This is a genomic window from Chryseobacterium sp. MMO-72 (genome assembly GCF_037146035.1).
Classification (GTDB): domain Bacteria; phylum Bacteroidota; class Bacteroidia; order Flavobacteriales; family Weeksellaceae; genus Chryseobacterium; species Chryseobacterium indicum.
The window spans coordinates 99,114-121,065 of record NZ_JBBCWG010000002.1; the positions used below are offsets into that span (position 1 = coordinate 99,114).

Here is a 21,952-nt window from a genome sequence, read left to right on the forward strand (position 1 = left end):
AAATGAAGAACATAGAATTACTGGTTCTGGATATGGCTGGAACCACCATTGATGAAGATAACGTGGTATATAAAACGTTAATGAAAGCCGTGAATGATTACGGATACAACGTTTCTCTGGAAAAAGTGTTATTAAGCTGCGCCGGAATGGAAAAACTGGAAGCAATCAGCAGTCTGTTAAAAGAAATAGGCGGAAATGAAGAAGACGCAGCTGCCATTTTTGAAAACTTTTCGGATCAGTTAAAAACAGCCTATCAGAATTTAGAGGTAAAACCCATTAACGGCGTTGAAAATTTCCTGATAAAGATGAGAACTCAGGATAAAAAGATTGTTTTAAATACTGGCTATACTTCCGAAATTGCCCTACAGCTTTTAGAAAAACTGGGTTGGAAAGAAAATGCCCACTTTGATGCTTTAATTACAGCCGACGATGTTTCGGAAAGCCGGCCGAGCCCGGAAATGATTCTTCTGGCTATGAAAAAATTCAATATTCATGAAGCTGAAAAAGTGTTAAAAGCAGGTGACTCCGTCATTGATATCGAAGAAGGCAAAAATGCAGGCTGCGGAGTTACGGTAGCTGTTCTTTCCGGAGCACAGAGCAAGGCTGAACTGGAAAAATCCAATCCCGATTATATTTTTAACACAATTTCTGAGGCTGAACGATTTTTTTACTAATTCTTTCAAATTACGCTTATCCCAATTCAGCCTCTTTTTTATTTTCTGAACATCAGGAAATCAACTTTGTCAAAGTTTTAAACTTTGACAAAGTTCCCAAAGTTCCAAACGTCCCTTTGTTTAATTACTTAATAAACCTAAAGTTTGTAAAATCTTAAAATTCAAAACCCACTTATTATTATGAAAGCAAAACTATTTTCAGTGGCAGTCGTAATGAGCTGTTTTCTCGGAGCTCAGACGAAGAAAGTTCTTTTCATCGGGATCGACGGTTGTCGGGCGGATGTTATGATGTCTTCCGGTACGCCGAACATTCATGCACTGGCAGATCAGTCAATTTATTCTTTAGACGGTCTCTGTGCTGCAATTACTTTGAGCGGAAATGGCTGGAGCACTATGCTTACAGGAGTTTGGCATACGAAACACAATGTGCAGGATAATAATTTTACCAGTCCGAATTATGCAAATTATCCCGACTTTTTAACGAGAGCCGAAGCGTATAATCCCAATTTAAGAACCATTTCTCTGGCTCATTGGGCTCCGGTTAACAATACCATTATTCAGAACGCGGATGTAAAGACTAATTTCACAACGGATCTTGCAGTGAAAAATGCGGCTGTAAATGCTTTGCAAAACGATAATCCGGACATTTTGTTTATTGATTTTGACGATGTGGATCACGCCGGACATTCCTATGGTTTTTCGTCTTCTGTACCGCAGTATGTTTCTGCTATACAAACCATCGACACTTACATCGGAGAAATTGTAAACGCCATGAAAAGCCGTTCAACGTACAGTAATGAAGACTGGCTGGTTGTTTTAACTACAGATCATGGTGCGGTAGATAACGGTCATGGAGGCGGAAATCTTTCGGAAAGGAATATTTTTACCATCTATTCTAATCCCAATTTTACTCCTCAGCAAATCAGCAGAACCATTTCAGAATCTTCTAAAACGTTCAATCAGCTCAATCTTCCGGCAGGAACGTATGCAAAACCTGCGAATCAAACTCCATTTAATTTTGGGGCAACTCAGGATTTTACAATTGAATTCTGGGTGAAACCGAACGTTGCCTACACCAGTGATCCTGTAATGATCAGTAATAAAAACTGGGCAAACGGAAAAAACAAAGGTTTTGTAATTTCAGGATATTCCGGACAGACTTTTAAAATGAATATTGGCGACGGAACCAACAGGATTGATCTTGTGGGCGGGAAAATGGAACTTAATACATGGAAACACATTGCCGTAAGTTTCGACAGAGACGGACTTGTAACGATGTATGAAGATGGCGTTCCCGTAACTTTTGCAAAAATGAATACCATTGGAAATATTGATTCGGGACTTCCGTTTACGATCAATCAGGACGGGACGAGCACCTACAGTCCAACGCTTGCAGCTTCCTACAGAGACATCAGAGTCTGGAAATCTGCGCTTCCGAATGAGGTTATCGTGAATTGGGCAAATCAGGATATTACGGCTTCACATCCTTATTATTCTCAATTGGTTGCCAACTGGAAATGTGATGAGGTTTCGGGAAATACACTGGCAGATTCTGGTCCGAATGCAAACACCGTTACGATTACCGGATCTCCCGCCAGAAATCTGAACACGGTTACTAATTTTAAAATTTATAATTATTTATCGACAACCCGGGAAACAGATCATTTGCCGACTGTATTGAACTGGCTTTGTATTCCTGTTCAGCCATCTTGGGGAATTGATGGAATCAACAGAATTCCGCTATGTGTCAACGGAAGCTTATCTGCCGAAGAAAAAGAGATTACAACGAATGATTTTATGATTTATCCCAATCCATCGAATCAGGAGGTAAATATAAAATTGAAATCAAAGGAAAAGGAAATGAAGATTGAAATTATTGATGCGAAAGGATCACTGATTTTATCAAAAAAAGTCAATTCTTCCGACGATGTTTACCATGAAAAATTAAATGTCGGTCATTTTCCGGCTGGGATTTATTTCATAAAAATAACAGGAAAAGGAAAGTCGCTTACCAAAACATTGATAAAGTAATAGAACAGAGATAATTTTTTTGAGAAGGCTTCCGTTTTTATACCGGAAGTTTTCTTTTATCTGAAAACTTCAGCTTCATATTTTAGAATAACTATAAATTATTAGATTAAAATATTGTAATTCAGTGGTTTGTGGATGTCTGTGAATGTTTTTGGTTAAAAATAAAAACTTCTCGGAATCATTTTTGTATCCATAGATTCATAATCACAAAAAATATCTATTATGAATACCAAAAGACTTTCCGATTCCATTGAAAAAGCATTAAGCGATCAGATGAACAAAGAAATTCACGCTTCACACACCTTTTTATCATACGGAATCTGGGCAGACGATAAAGGATATCAGGGAATTGCCAATTTCCTGTACAGACACGCTCAGGAAGAAAGAAATCACTCCATCAAATTCATGGAATATGTATTAAACAGAGGCGGAAAGCCAAAAGTAGATGCAATTCCTGCTCCTCCGGCAGATCCGGAATCGCTTACCGATTGTTTTGAAGGGGTGTTCAAACATGAAGTAGATAACACCACTGCCATTTATAAAATCGTAGATATGGCACTTGAAGAAAAGGACTGGGCAACGTGGAACTTTATGCAGTGGTTTGTTCAGGAGCAGATTGAAGAGGAAACACTGGCTCAGAATTTAATTGATAAATTAAAAATTGCAGGAGGAGACAGAGCATCTGATGAATCTTTATTTACCTTAGATAAAACTTTACAGGAAACTCCGGGAGACGTTCCATTGGCGCAGGAAGCGACAGGAGATAATCCTTAATAATCTTTTTTGAAATTAAAGTACTGAAATCCGTCATATTGCTGACGGATTTTTTTATAAATTAACTTTATTTATTTTTGTAAAAACTAATTAGCATGAACAATAAATTTGATTTAATCTTTCCAAAAGCAGAAGAATTTTCTTCTTACTATAATGAAAATGAAAAGAGTCTTGAAAGATTAGTCGATTCATCCAAAATAAACGTTTTTATAGGTGCAAATAATAGTGGAAAAAGTAGACTGATACGTAAGTTGTTGACTGCTAAAACTGTTTTTTACCAAAACAAAGCTTTAATCAAGAGTAATATCAATAAATTTAACAGCATCATTGCTGAAAATAAATTTGGAGGGCACAATGTACATAATAATGTTTATTTTCTTTCTGAACAAAATGATAAAAGAGAAGTTTTATTTAGCAATATAGAATATTCTTCAGATCAAAACTCTATTTTAAAAAGCATTGATGAAAATATTAAAATATTTAGTTTTCTGACTGATCATTATAATAACTTATCTAATAATTATTATGGAGATTATCATTATACAAGATTAGCTGGAGAAAGTAAAAATGAAATTTACTCTTTATTACATAGCTTAAAAAGTTCATTTTTTAATAATTTTTTTAGTGAAAGTAAAAAAGTTTTTATTCCGACTTTAAGAACTGCTCATTCAATATTTCAGAAAAAAGAGCGAACTCAATATTCAAAAATTTCAAATGATATTTATAAGGATACAATTGTAAAAAGTTATGGTTTAAAAGATGAAAATATAGAAATATTTACAGGTCTTGATTTGTATTATCAGATTGTGAATATTAGAAATGATGTAAAAGATAAAAGAGAATCTTTTGAAAGATTCGAAGAGTTTTTATCAAAGAACTTTTTTAATAAAAAAAAGATTGAAATTGTTGCTAAGTTTAATATTTACGATAAGCATGAAGGAAAAGATGATTCAGAATTAATTAACGTTTATATTGATGGAACAAGTAATGATCTGCATGATTTAGGAGATGGAATTCAGGCATTATTTATTTTGATGTATAAGATTTATACATGCGAAAATAAATCAATTGTATTTATCGATGAACCTGAAATAAATCTCCATCCGGGAATGCAGCGATTATTTTTAGAGCAAATTACGAACAATGACTATCTTAAGGAAAAAGATCTTACCTACTTCATTTCCACACATTCCAATCATTTTTTAGACTTAACTATTGAGAAAGACAATATATCGATATTTCTTTTTAATAAAGCAGAAAAAGACAAATTCATAATTAAAAATGTTAATCATGGAGATAACTCCGCATTACAATATTTAGGCGTTACAAATTCCTCTGTATTTCTTGCGAACTGCTCGATTTGGGTTGAAGGAATTTCAGATAGGAATTATTTAAAAGCATTTTTGAAAGCATATTGTAAATCCTTTGATTTGCCTTATCCTAAAGAAGATATTGAATTTGCATTCATTGAATATGCCGGAAGTAACATTGATCATTATAATTTTGATGATGTCGAGTTAAAAGAAAAAATAAATGCATTTTCAATTAATAATAGAATATTTTTAATTTCTGATTATGATGGAAGTTATAAAAATGAAAAGCATAAAGTCTATGAAGAATTGTCAAAAAGCAATAATAATTTCGAATATCAAACAACTAAAGATTATAAAGAAATAGAAAATATTTTACCGTTTAAAGTTTGGGACAAAATTTTAATAAATTTCTGTGATAAAAGAAAATTAAGAGAAGATGAAGATTTTCAAAGAATTAAGGAGCAAATTTCAGACTCGTTAAATAAGAAGGAAGAGACAACTTATAAAGATTCTTACATTGGAAAATTATTAAACAGTATTAAAGATGATATTCCAGAGTTAAATAAAATATGGGATAAAACAGATGGAACGCTCATTAATAAATCCGAGGTCAGCTATAAAGTTCTTGAGCTGACTGAAAAGGGTGAAATTTCTTGGGATGATTTTAAAACAAATCCCAAAATTGTTTCGATCATTAAAGATTTATATGATTTCATCCAAAGATCTAATTATAGATAATCATTTTTTAATCCAATTAACTTCACTATCTTTGCACGCTGAAAGTTCAGATCGGAATAACCTCCAATTTGAATATTAATCTTAACCATAGAATTTTACAATATGAAACCGAAAGGTTACATAGCATTATAAATAAAATAAAAATTTCGTTATGAAATGTGGAATCGTAGGCTTACCGAATGTAGGTAAATCAACTCTTTTTAACTGTCTGAGCAACGCAAAAGCACAGTCGGCAAACTATCCTTTCTGTACCATCGAACCGAATTTGGGGACTGTTTCAGTACCGGATCACAGATTGTTTGAGCTGGAAAAATTGGTAAAACCTGAAAGAGTTTTGCCTGCGGTTGTAGAGATCGTAGATATTGCAGGACTTGTAAAAGGAGCAAGTAAAGGAGAAGGTTTAGGAAACCAGTTTCTTGCCAATATTCGTGAGTGTGAAGCAATTATCCACGTTTTAAGATGTTTTGATAACGGAAATATTGTTCACGTAGAAGGTTCAGTAGATCCGTTAAGAGATAAAGAAATCATTGATATCGAACTTCAGCTGAAAGATCTTGAAACGGTAGGAAAAGCAGTTGAGAAAGCTAAAAAGTTCATCAAATCCGGTAAAAAAGAAGATGTTCTGGCTTATGAAACACTTCAGAGTCTTCAAAAATTTTTAGAAGACGGTAAAAATGCAAGAGAATTTGCAACAGACGATCTTACGAAATCAATTATAGGAGATGTTCAACTGTTAACCAATAAGCCGGTTCTTTACGTTTGTAACGTGGATGAAAATTCCATCAAGCATGGTAACGAATGGATTGGTAAAATTGAAGAAATGGCTAAAAATGAAGGCGCAGAGGTCGTTGTTTTAGCCGCTCAGATTGAAGCAGACATCAATGAACTTGAAACTTACGAAGAAAGAGAAATTTTCCTTGAAGAGCTTGGTCTTACTGAACCGGGAGTAAACCGACTGATCAGAAAAGCTTATGATTTATTGAAATTACAGACTTATTTCACAGCAGGAGTAAAAGAAGTTAGAGCTTGGACAATCGGAAAAGGATGGACTGCTCCTCAAGCGGCGGGTGTAATCCATACCGACTTTGAAAAAGGGTTCATCCGTGCAGAAGTAATTAAGTATGATGATTACGTAAACTACGGTTCTGAAGTAAAAGTAAAAGAAGCCGGAAAACTTTCTGTAGAAGGGAAGGAATACATCGTAAAAGACGGTGATATCATGCACTTCAGATTCAACGTATAAGAATAAAGTATTAAAGTTAGTTATATTGAAAAACGCTCCGGAGCATTGCTTCGAAGCGTTTTTATTTTTTTAATTAACCAGTTTATAAATCAATGAGTTGGCATTTTAATTCTACACAGCCAATACCATATTTAAGACATTCTTTGGTAAAAGGATTTGTGCATATTTCTTTTCCGCCAGTAATAGATTTTAACTGTTTTTTATTCAGTTTCTTTCCGTTTTGTAACTTTTGATTTTTCATAATGATGATTTTAAAGAATTAAGGAAGTTCGAAACATTCAGGTTCTGCACAACGTCTGCCATAAGCTTTACAAAGTCCTGTTTCCGGATCAACACATTGTTGTAGTCCACCCTTGATGGATCTTAGCTGCTTATTATTAAGCTTTTTTCCATTTGATAGATTTTGATTTTTCATATTGAATAAAATTTTAATTTGGTAATTGCTAAATTATGAAATATTTCAATATAAATCACCTTATTTTGATAAATTTATAAAATTATTGTTGTGGATTTCAGAAAGAATATTCCGTACATTTGAATTTTACAAATTCTTAGGTATGGAAAAAATGCAGCATACTTCTTACACTTCGCTGGATGATTTTTACAGAGAAATGACCGCGAAACTCGGAACGGATCTCGAAACCATTTTTCCGAAAGGGCTTCATAAAGAAATTGGTCATTTCAATGTTTTTGATATCGCCAAAACGATTGAAAAAATCAAAACAACCTCCGAAATGCCTTATAACAGAAGGAAATATTACAAGATAAGCTTAATAAGAGGCAGAAACAGAGCGGAATATGCAGATAAAATTATTCAGATAAAAGGGAATACGCTTTTATTTGCGACTCCTAAAGTTCCCTATCACTGGATTCCCGAAGATCCTTTCCAGTCGGGGAGTTTCTGCGTTTTTACAGAAGATTTTTTTATTAAGGATAAATCACACAATACGCTTGAAGATTTGCCGATCTTTCAGCCGGGAAATGTTCCTCTTTTTGAAATTGATGATGATTTGGCAGACGAAATTGAACTCCTGTTTAATAAGATGAAAAAAGAAATTAATTCCGATTATATTTTTAAGTATGATCTTATCCGAAATTATGTTCTGGAGCTTATTCATTATGGACAAAAGTTGCAGCCGGCTTCAAAATTATCAACGTCAAATGATGCTTCACTGCGTGTTGTTTCTCTGTTTATAGAACTGTTGGAAAGGCAGTTTCCCATAGAATCGTCGGATCAGAGACTGCAGCTGAAAACGGCAAAAGATTATGCAGACCGATTGGCGGTTCACGTAAATTATTTAAATAAAAAACTGAAAGAAAGTACAGGAAAAACCACTACGGAAATTATTGCAGAAAGGGTTATTCAGGAAGCAAAAATTCTTCTGAAACAGACTAAGTGGAATGTTTCTGAGATTTCCTACGCTCTCGGATTTGAAGAGATTGCACACTTCTCTAACTTTTTCAAAAAGAAAACATCTCTCGCTCCACTGGAATTCCGGTCATGATTTGAATTTTGCAAATTTAAGTTTGAATAAAGCAAACGCCTGAACCGTAAATTATCTGAACTTTGTCTCATTAAAATAAATCATTAAATAATGGAAACAAGAAGAAAAATTGCACTAATTACAGGTGGAAGCAGAGGATTAGGAAGAAATTCTGCTATTAAAATTGCCCAGAAAGGTCTTGATGTGATTTTAACTTACAGAACCAATAAGGAAGAAGCGGATAGAGTAGTAGAAGAAATTCAGTCTTTAGGACAAAAAGCAATTGCTTATCAGTTGGATACAAAAGAGGTGAAAAGTTTTGATGCTTTTGTGAAAACGGTCGGAGATCATCTTGAAGAAAATACGGGAAGCCGAAACATCGATTATCTCATCAACAATGCAGGAACAGCTTTATACTGCCCGATTCCGGAGGTTAGTGAGGAGCAGTTGGACGATATGGTGGATATTCATTTCAAGGGTGTATTTTTCCTGACTCAGAAGTTTTTGCCTTTTATGAATGAAAACGGAGGAATCATCAACGTTTCATCAGGATTGGCAAGGTTTGCGTTACCCGGATCTTCCGTATATGGTTCTATGAAAGCAGCGATTGATATGCTTACGAAATATCAGGCAAAAGAGCTGGGTGCAAGAAAAATTAAATCCAATGTTGTGGCTCCCGGTGCTATTGAAACAGATTTTGGCGGCGGAAGAACAAGGGATGATAAAAACATCAATGCTATGGTTGCCAATAATACCGCTTTAGGAAGAGCAGGAGTTCCCGACGACATCGGCGGAATAGTGGCTTTCCTGTGTACCGAAGAGGCAAGATGGATCAACGGACAGAGAATTGAAGCTTCCGGTGGAATGTTTTTATAATCTTTAAATAAAAAAACTGGTGACAGAAATTATCAATGTCACCAGTTTTTTATTTCAACTTTTTTACTGCGAAAGATGCAAACACTTTAGTTTTTAAAGTTTACTACTTAAATGGAAAAAAGAGCACATAAGTTTTAAAAAAAATCAAAGATTTTTCTCTTTGCAGACTTTTGAAATACTTTAAATAAATCCAATAAAGTCTTTTGCATCTTTTGTGGTTAAATTTAAATTTTTGAATATCCGTTAAACAACCTATTACTATGCACTGATATGAAAATCAATTATTTATAACAGGCACTTCGACAAGCTCAGTGTGACACCTCTAATACTAAACGCTTGATTTTTAGCGATGTCAAGCTGAGCCTGTCGAAGCTTTAGGTTAATAAACGGACAATCAAATTAAAATTAGTTAAATTAGCTTTTTTAAGTCTTCTTATTTGCTAAATCTTTGGCAAATAAATTACAGTTTAGACAAATTTTCCAAAGCTCTTTCTAATGTTTCCTGCTTTTTGGCAAAACACAAACGGATTACATTTTCATTCAGTTTGTTTTTATAAAAAGAAGAGAAAGGAACACTTGCCACCTTATGATTAATCGTGAGTTCGTGCGCGAAATCAAGATCATTTTTGTCAGAAATCTTATCATATTTTAAAGCCTGAAAATACGTTCCTTCGCAATCCAGTAATTCAAAAGAAGTATTGGCTAAACCCTGTCTTAAAAAATCTCTTTTTTCCTGAAAGAATTGATTCAGCTGATTGTAATGATCCGGATTTTTCATATACTCCGCCAAAGCAAGCTGCATCGGTGTATTCACGGAGAAAACATTAAACTGATGGATTTTCCTGAATTCATCAGTCAGATATTTCGGAGCCGCACAATAGCCTATTTTCCAGCCGGTAACATGAAACAGTTTTCCGAATGAAGCAACCAGAAGACTTCTGTTTTTCAGTTCGGGATATTTGCAGATGCTTAAATGCTGTTTTCCGTCAAAGACAATGTTTTCATAGACTTCGTCACTCAAAATCAGGATAGAAGTTCCTTCCACAATTTTAATTAATTCCTGAATGTCATTTTCCTTTAAAATCTTTCCGGAAGGATTGTTCGGATTGTTCAGGATAATCATCTTTGTTTTTTCCGAGATTAAATTTTTCACAACATTCCAGTCGATTTCATAATCGGGAGCTTTCATCTCGAAACGTTTTACGATTCCTCCGAAAAGTTCTACGGTTGGCTCATAGCAGTCATAAGCCGGTTCAAAAATAATGACCTCATCCTCTTTTTTTACAAAAGTCGCAATTGCAGTGAAAATAGCCTGAGTTCCGCCTGCAGTAACGGTAATTTCAGAATCCGGATGATACACTGCCTGATGAGAATTTTCAATTTTTCCGGCAATTTCCTCTTTCAAACCAATCATTCCGCCCATCGGCGCATACTGATTAAAGCCTTTTTTAATGAAATGATCCACATGATCCAGCAATTCGGAATCCGGCATGAAATCGGGAAACCCCTGCGACAGATTGATGGCTTCATTTTCATTGGCAAGCTGTGTCATCTGACTGAAAATCGTAGTTCCCACATTGGAAAGTTTAGATAAAGGAAGTTGTATCATTAAAGGTTATTTTTTGTTGTTTCGAATTTAATTTATTTTTTACAATCAGGCGATATTTAGAGTTTTAAATTAATCACAAAAAACAAAAAGATTTTAATTTCAGATTATGGGAACAAGAATAGGCTATTTTACTAACTTACAAAGAAAAACCATCCGATTCCGGATGGCTTTTTTTGAAGATATGAATTGCATTACCTCGTTATGAGTAACTTTTGCGAAGTAGTTTTGGAGGACGATTTTATCTCAACAATATAAGTTCCCGGAAGAAGCTGTTCTGTGCTGAGCCTTATGGATTGTTTTCCGCTGTTCAGCATTTGAGATTTTTCAGAAGATATTTTACCTAAAGAACTGATGATTCTTACAGTAATCAATTCGCTTTTTTCCAGATTGATATTTACGTCTACATAATCTTTTGCAGGATTAGGAGTAAGTTTTGGACTTTCGAATGATAAAGTATTGTCCGTAGCCGTATTTGCATTTTTTTGCACCACTGCGGTACTGATATCAAATCCGCCATCCATTACTGTTACCAGCGTAAGCTTTTCGTCATCATTTAAATTAACATTAATAGGAACCGATGAAGAAAAATTGCTGAAAGAAACGCCTTTTTCCTGTGCGGTAGCATATTCTTTAATCTGGTTGCTTATAAATCCGTTTTTAAAAATTCCGTCGTACATAAGTCCGTTTTTAGAAATATGTACGGTTGCGGTATACACTACATCGGGATAAGTTCCGTTTTGGACAGCCTGTTCATTGGCAAGCGCTTCATCATCCGAAATATTAACGTTTTCTTTAATAACAACTATTTTTACGTCAGAATAAAAATCTGCTGACGGAGTAACACTGATTCTTCCATTCATTTTGGTAACCACAAGCTGATTATTATCGTTCACCGTAACATCGCCGGTAATTTCTCCGAAAGAAGTACCATTATCTACAAGTCTGGAGAACTTCTTTTCATCTAAAGCATAACTTCCTGTAAGTCCTGCAGAACCTCTGCCTGAGGAAGTCTGCGTAAGATAAATTCCGCTTGTAAGGTGTTCGGCTTTTGCATAGCTGTTATATGCATAGGGACCTGTGAAAGAAAGTGTACAAAGATTGTAAACCTGATCGTAAACCGTTCCGCTTTTGCTGCAGGTGGCTGTCTGAGGACGGGAACATCCTTTGCTTTCATTGGAGCAGGTTGAAGACCAGTAACCTATATTTCCGTATCCTACAAATTGCCCGATACAATTATAGCCTGTTACATATTTTGTGTAAGAAAGTGCGGAAGTCTGAGCCTGAGCAACAAATTTTCTGTGAAAAAATCCGCCGCACCATTTTCTTGTAATCGTAGAAGCATGCGCAGAAACTTCTGAATAAGAAATCAGACTGATGAAAATGGCTAAAAGTAATCTTTGCGATTTTATGATTTGGAAGCTTCTCAGAAGCAGTCCTCCGGTTTTTAGATTTGTTTTCATGCTATATTATTTTGTGTGTTGGTTTTGACTGAATTTACTTCGAAATTAAAAGCTTTTGTGCAGATTTATTGTTATCAGACTGCACTTCTACGATGTAGGTTCCCTGAATCAGTTTCTCTGTATTAATCTTGATGCTTTGTTTTCCGCTATCCACTGTTTCAGAATTACTGATCAGAATTTTTCCGGAAGCATCCATTATTCTGATGGTTACATTTCCTCTTTTTGCTAGATTAGTCTGTACATCCACATAATTTTTTGCAGGATTGGGAACCAGATCATAATCCAATTGGCTGGCTGTTCCGGATTCTGCTCTTGCTGCATCTGCCACATCTTTCAGAGGAGATTTCAGATTAGCCGAATTTCTGGCATTTCCGCCTTCTGCGGGTTTCGGAATACAGATTGAAATGCAGGTTTTACATTTAGGTACGTCTCCCTGAAGCTGAGTCACACAGACTGTGTAGCTTCCCGGTGTGTTGTAGGTATGCGAAGTAAGTACGTTGCCTGTCGTTCCGTCGCCCCAGTCTACCTTATACATGCTTGGAGAGTTGGTGCTTTCTAAAAATACCTGAGCTGTGGTATAATTTCCGGATGTACTGGTTGTGGTCTGGATTTTAAAGTTAGAGTTACATTCGTTACAGCCTTCACAAGGTTTTACACAAATATTATCAAAATACATAACTTCCTGTTGTGTAGAAGTAATATCCGGAGTAATTGCAATAACCTGAGTATTCATGATGATATTATCAAAAACCGCTGCATTAACGGGACTCATCGTCCATGCTCCGTCGGAATTGCTCGGAAGAACACCGCCGCTGGAAAGCTGAATAGGCGCTTTTATACGAACCCATCCGCTTCCCGGAGTTACTGTTACGCTCGCAACAAACGTCGCACTGTTGGTTCCGTCGGAAATAGTAATGTACGGATGATAAGGCAATCCATAACCACTGTCGTTTTCCAGATAAAAATCAAAGTAAATACACTGACCCAGAAAATATTTTCCCAGATTCTGATAATCTTTCCAGTTCTGATACCAGGAACCTCCGGATTTATCCTTAATAACAAGAAACTGTGATCCGTCAAGCGGATTGGGAGAATCTACGCCTACACTAACGTTTCCGTTGGGCGGTGCAGCAGGAGCCCAGTTTCCGTAAGGATTTACAGGATCATTAAAATCTGAGCAGGGTGGATTTTGCCCGAAAAGCATGACGCTTCCTAATAGAAAACAGAGAGTTAAAAAATACATTCTTACCATGATGCGAAATTGATTTTATACATCAAAAACCAACAAAAACTTTAAGAATTAATACTCAATGAATAATACATTTTGGTTTTCACCTTTTAGTTTGTTTTATTTTCTACATGTAGTTAATAGTTTAAAAGTATCATTTAAAATAATATCACACTAAGGTGATTAAGTAAGTGTGGGAAGATTTTGAGTAAGTGTGAAGTATTTTTTAATAAATGTTAAAAGCTGTCCGAAGACAGCTTTTAACATTTATTAAAAAATATCTAAGACCATTAACTATTCCTGAATCAGCATTTTTTTTGAGTCTGCAATTTTCCCGTCTGCAATAAGGCTGTAAACATAAGAACCGCCTCTCATTCCTGAAAGATTGATGCTTCCGTTTCCTTTTTCTTTTAAGGAAATGGTCTTTATCATCTGCCCTGAAGCATTATAAATTTCAATGGAGGCATTTCTGGTATCTTTTGGAAGATAATATTTGATGATTGTTTCGCCTTTTCCGGGATTAGGAGCGTTTTGATATAATTTTGCTTCATGGGCTTCTGAGCTCATATCAACGCTCATTTTATTTTGTTTCAGCAGTTCTTTAAGCTCTTTAATTTCATTTTTCAATTCATCAATCTGGATCTGATAATCGTTTTCATTATTTGCTTGTCGTGTAATCGTACTTGTTGCCACCATCACATTTCCGTCATTATCCACAACCAATGCTCTTCCGGATCCATTAGGAAGCCCCTGAAGCCGCACTGTTCCTACAGTATGAAAATTAGCCGTAGGAGCCGTTGTTCTTACACCGACATATTGGTCTACGATCAGCATTGTGGAAGTTGGTGACATACCAAACATAATAGAACGCGGAATACTGTTCGTTAGTTTTGTTCCGCCCGTTCCGGATCCGATGACAAAAGAACGGTCACCGGTTGCTGCAAGATCAATCCCGAATCCTCCCGAATAAAAGTTTCCGAGATCAATTCCTACCCCAATCGCAAACTGATTGGCATTCCTGATGACGTTTTTCCACCCTAAAGCAACAGATTTACTTGCATTATTCAATACAACGTTGTCCTGTCCGCTCACCAGATTGGCTCCTGCTGCAGCCGCCAAATTATTTCCCCAGCCGCTTACCAATGAACTTCCGGATCCTGCTCCGATAGTGTTACCTGCACCGGCGACAATATTTCCTTTGGATTTTACAATGTTGGTATTGTTGTCTCCATCTACAATAAAGCTTCCGAATTCATTAAGAATCGCCTGTCCGGGAACCGCTGCAGTTCCGTTCGTTCTAAGATAAAATGCGGTTGCTCCTGTTGTTCCGGCATAGTTTCCTGCAGTAGTTCCTGCGTTTCCTGTCGTTAGCCATTGTTGTGCATTTACTAAACCTCCTGAAAAGATCATTGCTGCTGCAAAAAGATTTTTTGCATGTAATAGACTTTTTTTCATAATGATAATATTTAATGATTGGATTGTCCTCAAAAATAGTAAAGCATTACAAAACAGCCTATTTGAAGTGATTAACTGTAACCAACAAATGAGCAAGTGTATAGATTATTCAAACATGTGTGAATTTTAAGCCATTTTATGAAGAAACTCATTTTTCTTTCGGATAGAAACATCAAGTACAGAATTGTCTGCCATTACAACCTGTCCGCCTTTTCCTTTGATGTATTCTTTCAGATGTTCCAGATTGATGAGATGCTTATGATGAATTCTGAAGAAATTATATTCTGAAAGATTTTTTTCAAAATCGCATAAGGTTTTCGAAACCATTACTTTGCTTTTATCGGAAAGGTAAATAGAAGTGTAGTTGGAATCTGCTTCGCAACGGATAATTTCATCAATATTTACCCGCTTAAAGCCTTGCAGGGTGGGAAGATTAATTTTGTTTTGAGAACCTGCAGAATGAGAAGCTTTATTTTTTCTGAATTTTTCAAGTGCTTTATTAACGGTGAGAACAAAATCCAGATTTTTTAAAGGTTTAAAAACATATCGGATAAACCCTTTTTTTATAGCCTGAATGGCCGATTTTTCAGATTCCGTAACCAATATAACGGGGAAATCATTTTCTTTCAGCTTCATCAGTATTTCCGCACTCTTATCGTCGAAATACTGAATATCAACGAATAAAATATCCGGAGAATTCTTGCTGAAATAATCTGGCTCGAAAAGGATACCGCTCTTCTGAAGATGCACTTCAAATTCAGGAAATTCCTTTTTCAGTAATCGGGAAATGCATTTGCCATCATCCTTGTCATCAATGATGAAGGCATTCAATTTATTTTTCATGTGAGTTTGGTTTTGGTTTCAGTTTTCTATATTAATAGCTAAATGATCTAAGTCATAAGATAATATTTTATTTTTATGATTAAAATTATTAAATTGAAACATAATCTGCATTAATTTTAACGAAAAAAATAAAACAAAATACTTTTTTCACTTTATATTGAATAATTTAAATTGAGATTTTCTCTATCAATAATGCCATTATTGGGAGAATATTAACAAAAAAACGGCTTAAAATATTCGGATAATTTTCTTCAATTTCGTATTTTTGTATGTTTGCTGAAATTACATATGTCACAAGAAATAAATCCGATCTATTCCGAAGATAATATCAGAACCCTCGATTGGCAGGAACACATCCGCCTGCGTCCCGGAATGTACATCGGGAAGCTGGGAGACGGGTCTTCCGCCGATGATGGTATCTACATTTTACTGAAAGAAATTCTGGACAACTCCATTGATGAGTTCAGGATGAAAGCAGGTAAAAGAATTGAAATAAAATTAGACGACGGAAAAGTCACGATCCGTGATTTCGGACGCGGTATTCCACTGGGGAAAGTAGTGGATGCGGTTTCCAAAATGAATACCGGAGGAAAGTACGACAGTAAAGCCTTCAAAAAATCCGTAGGTCTTAATGGAGTCGGTACAAAAGCAGTTAATGCCCTTTCCGATTATTTCCGCGTTCGTTCTTTCCGTGACGGGAGGATGAAAGCCGCAGAGTTTTCCAGAGGTATTATTACAGAAAATTTTGAAGAAAAAGACTCCTCAGACAGAAACGGAACCGAGATTTCCTTTATTCCGGATGCGGATATTTTCCTTCACTTCAAATTCAGAAAAGAGTATATTGAAAGAATGCTCCGCAATTATGCGTATCTGAATCCCGGCTTAAAAATCCTTTTCAACGGAAAAACCTTCTTTTCAGAGAACGGACTGAAAGATTTGCTGGATGAAGAGCTGGAAAACGAAACTCTTTATCCCATTGTTCATCTGAAAGACAATGATATCGAAGTTGCCATTACACACACCGATAAATCTCAGACCGAAACGTATTTTTCATTCGTTAACGGACAGAATACAACACAGGGAGGAACGCATTTAAATGCCTTCAGAGAAGCTTACGTAAAAACAATCCGTGAGTTTTTTAACAAAAATTTTGATGCTTCCGACGTTAGAAAATCAATTGTGGCGGCAGTTTCCATTAACGTGGAGGAACCGGTTTTCGAATCTCAGACCAAAACAAAGTTAGGATCTAATGATATCGGACCGAACGGACCCACCGTAAGAACTTTTGTTATTGATTTCCTGAAAAGTAAATTAGATAACTTCTTACACAAAAATCCTGAAGTGGCAGAATCGATCCAGAGAAAGATTTTAATCTCGGAAAGAGAAAGAAAAGAACTTTCAGGAATTCAGAAGCTGGCGAGAGAAAGAGCCAAAAAAGTTTCCCTCCACAACAAAAAGCTTCGCGACTGCAGACAGCATTACAACGATCAGAAAAACGAAAGAAAAGGAGAAACCCAGATCTTCATTACCGAGGGAGATTCTGCATCAGGATCCATCACAAAATCCAGAGATGTAGAAACACAGGCGGTATTTTCCCTAAAAGGTAAACCATTGAACTGTTATGGTTTAACTAAAAAAGTAGTGTATGAAAATGAAGAATTCAATCTTCTTCAGGCTGCTTTGAATATTGAGGAAAGTCTCGAAGATCTTCGGTACAATCAGGTAATTATAGCAACCGATGCCGATGTCGACGGAATGCATATTCGCCTGCTGATGATTACATTTTTCCTGCAGTTCTTTCCGGATCTCATCAAGAATGGTCACCTTTATATTCTTCAGACTCCGTTATTCAGGGTGAGAAACAAAAAAGAAACACGATACTGCTATACAGAACAGGAAAGGATAAAAGCACTGAACGAACTGGGAAGAAATCCTGAGATCACCCGATTTAAAGGATTGGGAGAAATTTCTCCTGATGAATTCAAGCATTTTATCGGAAAAGACATCCGTCTGGAACCTGTTGTCGTAGGAAAAGATCAGACGATTGATCAGCTTCTTGAATTTTACATGGGAAAGAACACTCCGGACAGGCAAACTTTTATTCTTGAAAATCTGGTAGTTGAAGATCCGGACATAAATAAAAAAGACATATTGAGTGAAGTCATAGATGAAAATTAATTAAAAGAACTACCTTAAAAACACAAATAAACCCACTAATACAAATATTAATATGAGACTCAGCAACCGCAATAAGACTTCGGTTTACAGCTTCATAAGTACCTTATTGGCAATGCTTTTAGTCGGAGGTATCGGAGCGTATATTTTAGAAGAATACAGGTTTAAAGTACTGGGACAGGAAAATCTCCTGCTTATTATTGTTCCCGTCATTTTAATTCTGTTCTTCTATTTCAACGGAAGACAGATTTTTGAATATGACAGCGACGGAGAAGCACTGCATTTCAGAAACAGGAATATTATTCCCTTTCTGCAAAAACCTTTAAGCGACGAATTTCCGAAATATAAACTGCAGAAATTTGAGGTCATCGATCTCTTTTTGATGAAAAGACTTTATATTACGATTTCAAGCAAAAACAGCGGTTCTACTATTTTAAGATATGAAATTTCGTATCTTACCAAAAGAGAAATTAGTGATTTAAAAATCTCCTTAAACAAGGTTGTTAAAGCCAATAAAGAGAAAAAGAGTTAATAAATTAAATGATAACAGAAGAATACTCGCATGAGGGCGAAAGCTTAAAAAAGGTTTCAGGGCTGTATAAAGACTGGTTCCTGGATTATGCTTCTTATGTAATTTTAGACAGGGCAATTCCTTCCGTTTATGACGGTTTTAAGCCTGTTCAGCGAAGAATCATGCATTCCATGCGGGAGCTGGAAGACGGACGTTACAATAAAGTTGCCAATATCGTGGGAAATACCATGAAATATCACCCTCATGGTGATGCTTCCATTACGGATGCCATGGTAGGAATCGGCCAGAAAGAACTGTTGATCGATACGCAGGGAAACTGGGGAAACATCTACACCGGAGATTCTGCGGCTGCGGCGAGATATATCGAAGCCCGATTAACACCTTTTGCACTGGAAGTGGTTTTCAATCCGAAAACAACGGAATGGGCAAAATCTTATGACGGCAGAAATAACGAGCCGATTGATCTTCCCGTAAAATTTCCTCTCCTTTTGGCACAGGGTGTGGAAGGAATCGGAGTCGGGCTTTCTACAAAGATTCTTCCGCATAATTTTAATGAACTCATCAATGCTTCCGTAGCGTATCTGAAAGGCAAAAAGTTTGAGCTTTTCCCGGATTTTATGACGGCAGGCTATCTGGATGTTTCCGAATACAACGACGGACACAGAGGCGGAAAGGTAAGAGCCAGAGCTAAAATTTCACCTTACGATAAACACACTCTCATTATTACGGAGCTTCCGTACTCAAAAACGACAAGTGATCTTATTGATTCTATCATTAAAGCCAATGAAAAAGGAAAGATCAAGATCAAAAAAATTGAAGACAATACTTCCGATAAAGTTGAAATCCTGATCCATCTTCATAATGATGTTTCGCCGGATAAAACGATTGATGCTTTATATGCTTTTACCGATTGTCAGGTTACCATTTCTCCGAATGCCTGTGTAATTGTTGGTGATAAGCCGATGTTCCTGAATGTTTCTGACATCCTGAAAATGAACACGGATCATACTGTTTCTTTGCTTAAAAAAGAACTGGAGATCGAACTTCATGAGCTTCAGGAAAGCTGGCATTTCTCTTCACTGGAAAGAATTTTCATCGAAAACAGAATTTATCACGATATTGAAGAGGTCAAAAGCTGGGAAGAGGTTCTTAAAACCATCGATGAAGGATTGAAACCTCATACAAAACATCTTTTAAGGGCTGTAACTGAAGAAGATATTTTAAAATTAACAGAGATCAGAATCAAGAGAATTTCAAGATTCGATTTAGATAAATTTAAAGAGAATATTGCTGCGCTGGAAGGTAAGATCGAGCAGGTGAAAGATCATCTTGCGAATCTTATTCAGTATGCGATAGATTATTATCTGAACATTCAGAAAAAATACGGTAAAGACAGACAGAGAAAAACTGAACTTCGAATTTTTGATACCATTGATGCAACAAAAGTTGCGGTTGCCAACGAAAAGTTCTACGCCAATTTCGAGGAAGGATTTATCGGGACGTCTCTGAAAAAAGACCAGTATCTGTTCGACTGTTCGGATATTGATGACATCATTACCTTCCGAAAAGACGGAAGCATGAAAGTGGTAAAAGTAGAGGCGAAAACGTTTATCGGAAAAGATATTCTTCATGTTGCGATCTGGAAAAAAAACGATAAAAGAACAGTCTACAACATGATCTACCGCGAAGGAAGAGAAGGACCTTATTATATGAAGCGTTTTTCTGTAACAGGAGTTACCCGAAATACAGATTATCCTTTGGCTTCGGATAAAAAAGGATCGGAAGTGCTTTATTTTTCGGCAAATCCAAACGGAGAAGCAGAAACTGTGACGGTTCTTCTGAAACCCAATCCGAGGATCAGAAAAAATAAAATGGACATCGATTTCTCAGAACTCGCGATTAAAGGGCGTGATTCCAAAGGAAATCTGGTAACCAAATACTCCGTGAAAAAAGTCGATCTGAAAGAAGAAGGCGTTTCTACATTAGCACCGCGAAGAATCTGGTTTGATGATACCGTGAGAAGACTGAATGCAGACGGAAGAGGAACTTTACTGGGAAGCTTTAAAGGAGATGATAAAATTTTAACCATCAATACCAACGGAGAAGCAAAATTAGTTTCCTTTGATCTCGGAAACCGCTTCGATGACGAATATCTGGTGTTGGAAAAATGGCGTCCGAATCAGCCGGTAACCTGCATCTATTACGATGGTGAAAAAGATATTTATTTCATCAAACGGTTTTTATTTGAAAACACGCCGAATGTGCAGACTTTTATGCCTTCGGAACATTCAAAATCGTTTATTGAAAATGTAATTGTTGCCAACGGAGCTACTGCCGAAATTATTTTCGCAAAGGACAAGGGCAAAGAACGAGAGCCGGAAGAAGTGAATATCGATGAATTTATTGCCGTGAAGGGAATTAAAGCCATCGGAAATCAGTTCACCAAATTCAAAGTAAAATCCATTAATATCAACATTCCTGAACCTGTGGAAGAAGAACCGGAAGTATATGAAGATCCCGAACCAACAGCGGGATTTGATGAAGACGGAACCATTGGAAATCTGTTTCAGAATGATGATAATACAGAACATTAAATGTTGAGAAAATGAATATTTTAATAGCAATCATCATCATAACCGCAGTAATAAGTTTTGCTGCTCCCATGGGAAGTGCCAACTTTGAGAAATACAAATTCAGTGTAGGCGCCATATTAAACAGGAAAGAATATATCCGTTTGCTTTCTTCAGGATTTCTGCATGCCGATATTATGCATCTGGTCTTTAATATGCTCACCTTGTATTTTTTTGGTCCGGTTGTTATTCAGGGATTTGGAAATCTGGGTTTTCTGATCATTTATTTCGGATCAATCCTGCTGGGAAATATGTTTTCTCTATTTGTTTACCAGAGACAGCCTTGGTATTCCGCCATTGGCGCAAGTGGAGGAGTTTCGGGAATTTTGTTCGCATCCATTGCCCTGATTCCGCATTTAGAAATCTATATGTTTTTCATTCCGATCGGAATTCCGGGATATATATTTGGGCTTGTGTATTTCAGCTATTCTGTTTATATGATGCTGAATCCCAATTATAACGACAATATAGGTCATGCCGCGCATTTAGGAGGAGCATTTTTCGGGCTTGTTTATGCAGTTGCCAATCAGCCACAAGCGGCGATTGAAAACTCAATGTATCTTGGAATCATGTCGCTTCCTTTAATTTACCTGGGCTATGAGATTTTTGTGAAGAAAAGAATAGGATAAAGATTCCTTACAGATAAATTTAAAAGCAATGAATTATATGGTTCATTGCTTTTTTATTGAAGCTCAAGACAGATAAAATCTTTTAATTGATTATAGTTTATAAGTTTATAGTTTATAGTTTATAGTTTATAGTTTATAGTTTATAGTTTATAGTTTATAGTTTATAGTTTATTTTGCCATTAAAAACTAAGTCTCTTTAGCTTAAACTTAATAAAAACCAATCTCAATAAAAGTATGAAAGACTCAATTTTGACATCA

The 21,952-nt window shown here is 36.1% G+C and carries 18 protein-coding genes; 11 read left to right on the forward strand and 7 right to left on the reverse strand.

All coding sequences use genetic code 11. The annotated features are described in order from the left end of the window. Window positions 1-2 precede the first annotated feature (2 nt). The 5 genes from WFH39_RS02955 to ychF all read left to right on the forward strand — a co-directional run bounded on the left by WFH39_RS02955 (window position 3) and on the right by ychF (window position 6,773). On the forward strand, window positions 3-674 hold the full coding sequence (locus WFH39_RS02955; protein WP_336688753.1) for an HAD-IA family hydrolase: 672 nt from the start codon (window positions 3-5) through the stop codon (window positions 672-674). A gap of 180 nt (window positions 675-854) precedes the next feature. Beyond that, window positions 855-2,705, forward strand: a complete 1,851-nt coding sequence (locus WFH39_RS02960; protein WP_336688754.1) for an alkaline phosphatase family protein — start codon at window positions 855-857, stop codon at window positions 2,703-2,705. Window positions 2,706-2,927: 222 nt separating this feature from the next. Continuing rightward, window positions 2,928-3,479, forward strand: coding sequence for a ferritin (locus WFH39_RS02965; protein WP_116098571.1), 552 nt, complete (start codon window positions 2,928-2,930; stop codon window positions 3,477-3,479). 95 nt (window positions 3,480-3,574) lie between these two features. Then, a complete protein-coding gene (locus WFH39_RS02970) occupies window positions 3,575-5,530 on the forward strand; it encodes an AAA family ATPase (RefSeq protein ID WP_336688755.1) in 1,956 nt (651 codons plus the stop codon). A 151-nt stretch (window positions 5,531-5,681) separates the two neighbouring features. Then, window positions 5,682-6,773 carry a redox-regulated ATPase YchF gene (ychF, locus tag WFH39_RS02975; RefSeq protein WP_076389871.1) on the forward strand — a complete coding sequence of 364 codons (1,092 nt, stop codon included), beginning with the start codon at window positions 5,682-5,684 and terminating at the stop codon, window positions 6,771-6,773. Between the two features lie 82 nt (window positions 6,774-6,855). Here the strand turns inward: ychF and WFH39_RS02980 are convergent, their stop codons facing one another. Both WFH39_RS02980 and WFH39_RS02985 read right to left on the reverse strand, forming a co-directional pair. Next, the gene (locus WFH39_RS02980; RefSeq protein WP_336688756.1) at window positions 6,856-7,014 is read right to left on the reverse strand and encodes a bacteriocin; all 159 of its coding nucleotides are present in this window, start codon (window positions 7,012-7,014) and stop codon (window positions 6,856-6,858) included. 18 nt (window positions 7,015-7,032) lie between these two features. Continuing rightward, on the reverse strand, window positions 7,033-7,188 hold the full coding sequence (locus WFH39_RS02985) for a hypothetical protein (protein WP_123956691.1): 156 nt from the start codon (window positions 7,186-7,188) through the stop codon (window positions 7,033-7,035). 151 nt (window positions 7,189-7,339) lie between these two features. On the opposite strand from WFH39_RS02985, the gene WFH39_RS02990 reads away from it, so the two are divergent. Next, window positions 7,340-8,278: a helix-turn-helix domain-containing protein gene (locus WFH39_RS02990; protein WP_442891697.1), complete on the forward strand. Its 939-nt coding sequence runs from the start codon at window positions 7,340-7,342 to the stop codon at window positions 8,276-8,278. A 90-nt stretch (window positions 8,279-8,368) separates the two neighbouring features. Beyond that, a complete protein-coding gene (locus WFH39_RS02995) occupies window positions 8,369-9,133 on the forward strand; it encodes an SDR family NAD(P)-dependent oxidoreductase (protein ID WP_336688758.1) in 765 nt (254 codons plus the stop codon). A gap of 460 nt (window positions 9,134-9,593) precedes the next feature. On the opposite strand, the gene WFH39_RS03000 is transcribed toward WFH39_RS02995, so the two are convergent. The 5 genes from WFH39_RS03000 to WFH39_RS03020 form a co-directional block, all read right to left on the reverse strand. Beyond that, window positions 9,594-10,742, reverse strand: coding sequence for a methionine aminotransferase (locus WFH39_RS03000; protein ID WP_235130509.1), 1,149 nt, complete (start codon window positions 10,740-10,742; stop codon window positions 9,594-9,596). 191 nt (window positions 10,743-10,933) lie between these two features. After that, the gene (locus WFH39_RS03005; protein ID WP_336688759.1) at window positions 10,934-12,202 is read right to left on the reverse strand and encodes a T9SS type A sorting domain-containing protein; all 1,269 of its coding nucleotides are present in this window, start codon (window positions 12,200-12,202) and stop codon (window positions 10,934-10,936) included. Window positions 12,203-12,236: 34 nt separating this feature from the next. Next, entirely contained in the window at window positions 12,237-13,454 is a 1,218-nt protein-coding gene (locus WFH39_RS03010) for a T9SS type A sorting domain-containing protein (RefSeq protein ID WP_336688760.1), read from the reverse strand. 270 nt (window positions 13,455-13,724) lie between these two features. Next, window positions 13,725-14,885 (reverse strand): T9SS type A sorting domain-containing protein, encoded by a 1,161-nt coding sequence (locus tag WFH39_RS03015; RefSeq protein ID WP_336688761.1) that lies wholly within the window; start codon window positions 14,883-14,885, stop codon window positions 13,725-13,727. A 126-nt stretch (window positions 14,886-15,011) separates the two neighbouring features. Continuing rightward, a complete protein-coding gene (locus WFH39_RS03020; protein ID WP_336688762.1) occupies window positions 15,012-15,728 on the reverse strand; it encodes a LytR/AlgR family response regulator transcription factor in 717 nt (238 codons plus the stop codon). 288 nt (window positions 15,729-16,016) lie between these two features. Here WFH39_RS03020 and WFH39_RS03025 point away from each other — a divergent pair, with 288 nt between their 5' ends. The 4 genes from WFH39_RS03025 to WFH39_RS03040 are packed head-to-tail and all read left to right on the forward strand — an operon-like array spanning window position 16,017 to window position 21,694. Further along, complete coding sequence (locus tag WFH39_RS03025) at window positions 16,017-17,906, forward strand: DNA topoisomerase IV subunit B (RefSeq protein WP_336688763.1); 1,890 nt, start codon at window positions 16,017-16,019, stop codon at window positions 17,904-17,906. A 52-nt stretch (window positions 17,907-17,958) separates the two neighbouring features. After that, window positions 17,959-18,435, forward strand: coding sequence for a hypothetical protein (locus tag WFH39_RS03030; protein WP_214589987.1), 477 nt, complete (start codon window positions 17,959-17,961; stop codon window positions 18,433-18,435). 8 nt (window positions 18,436-18,443) lie between these two features. Further along, a complete protein-coding gene (locus WFH39_RS03035) occupies window positions 18,444-21,029 on the forward strand; it encodes a DNA gyrase/topoisomerase IV subunit A (protein ID WP_336688764.1) in 2,586 nt (861 codons plus the stop codon). A gap of 11 nt (window positions 21,030-21,040) precedes the next feature. Beyond that, the gene (locus tag WFH39_RS03040) at window positions 21,041-21,694 is read left to right on the forward strand and encodes a rhomboid family intramembrane serine protease (protein WP_336688765.1); all 654 of its coding nucleotides are present in this window, start codon (window positions 21,041-21,043) and stop codon (window positions 21,692-21,694) included. The last annotated feature ends 258 nt before the right edge of the window (window positions 21,695-21,952 follow it).